The 1,816-nt window shown below is 58.6% G+C and carries 1 rRNA gene; it reads right to left on the minus strand.

The annotated features are described in order from the left end of the window. Positions 1 to 289 precede the first annotated feature (289 nt). Positions 290 to 1,814 (minus strand): 16S ribosomal RNA (locus tag AB0M51_RS42615). Positions 1,815 to 1,816 lie beyond the last annotated feature (2 nt).

A 1,816-nucleotide genomic window follows, 5' to 3' on the forward strand; every position in this document is an offset into this window, starting at 1 on the left:
GCCCGTGACCCAAGAAGAAACAGTCCCAAACCCCCAGAACCAACGTCCTGTGAGCCGGGCCCGATTCCTCAGGACCCAACAGCGCGCCTCGACCCATCCCTCTCGCCATCTCACGTTCCACGCCCACCCCGAAGGATCAGCAGTACTAGCTCGAACAACTCAAGTTCCAGGCCTAATGGTCAATGTTCCACATTCCGAAGCACCATCACCCCGAGACGAACGCTCGAGCAGTGATGAATAGGCACCAGACTCCAGAAAACTCTGACAGCCGGCACCGAATGCTCCTTAGAAAGGAGGTGATCCAGCCGCACCTTCCGGTACGGCTACCTTGTTACGACTTCGTCCTAATCGCCAGCCCCACCTTCGACGGCTCCCTCCACAAGGGTTAGGCCACCGGCTTCGGGTGTTGCCGACTTTCATGACGTGACGGGCGGTGTGTACAAGGCCCGGGAACGTATTCACCGCAGCGTTGCTGATCTGCGATTACTAGCGACTCCGACTTCATGGGGTCGAGTTGCAGACCCCAATCCGAACTGAGACCGGCTTTTTGGGATTCGCTCCACCTTACAGTTTCGCAGCCCTTTGTACCGGCCATTGTAGCATGCGTGAAGCCCTGGACATAAGGGGCATGATGACTTGACGTCATCCCCACCTTCCTCCGAGTTGACCCCGGCAGTCTCCTATGAGTCCCCACCACCCCGAAGGGCGTGCTGGCAACATAGGACGAGGGTTGCGCTCGTTGCGGGACTTAACCCAACATCTCACGACACGAGCTGACGACAGCCATGCACCACCTGTATAGGACCCTTACGGACCCCCCATCTCTGGAGGATTTCCCTATATGTCAAACCCAGGTAAGGTTCTTCGCGTTGCATCGAATTAATCCGCATGCTCCGCCGCTTGTGCGGGCCCCCGTCAATTCCTTTGAGTTTTAGCCTTGCGGCCGTACTCCCCAGGCGGGGCGCTTAATGCGTTAGCTGCGGCACGGAGGACGTGGAATGTCCCCCACACCTAGCGCCCAACGTTTACGGCGTGGACTACCAGGGTATCTAATCCTGTTCGCTACCCACGCTTTCGCTCCTCAGCGTCAGGTAAGGCCCAGAGAGCCGCCTTCGCCACCGGTGTTCTTCCTGATATCTGCGCATTCCACCGCTACACCAGGAGTTCCGCTCTCCCCTGCCTACCTCTAGTCTGCCCGTATCGGAAGCAGGCTCGGGGTTAAGCCCCGAGTTTTCACTCCCGACGTGACGAACCGCCTACGAGCCCTTTACGCCCAATAATTCCGGACAACGCTCGGACCCTACGTATTACCGCGGCTGCTGGCACGTAGTTGGCCGGTCCTTCTTCTGCAGGTACCGTCACTCTCGCTTCGTCCCTGCTGAAAGAGGTTTACAACCCGAAGGCCGTCATCCCTCACGCGGCGTTGCTGCGTCAGACTTTCGTCCATTGCGCAATATTCCCCACTGCTGCCTCCCGTAGGAGTCTGGGCCGTGTCTCAGTCCCAGTGTGGCCGGTCGCCCTCTCAGGCCGGCTACCCGTCGACGCCTTGGTAGGCCATTACCCCACCAACAAGCTGATAGGCCGCGAGCCCATCCCCAACCGCCAGAACTTTCAACCAACCACCAGGAGACGGTCAGTATTATCCGGTATTAGACCCCGTTTCCGAGGCTTATCCCAAAGTTGAGGGTAGGTTGCTCACGTGTTACTCACCCGTTCGCCGCTCGTGTACCCCCGAAGGGGCCTTACCGCTCGACTTGCATGTGTTAAGCACGCCGCCAGCGTTCGTCCTGAGCCAGGATCAAACTCTCCGTTGAAA

Origin of the sequence: Kribbella sp. NPDC051137 (assembly GCF_040682535.1) — a bacterium.
In the GTDB taxonomy this organism is placed as follows: Bacteria; Actinomycetota; Actinomycetes; order Propionibacteriales; family Kribbellaceae; genus Kribbella; species Kribbella karoonensis.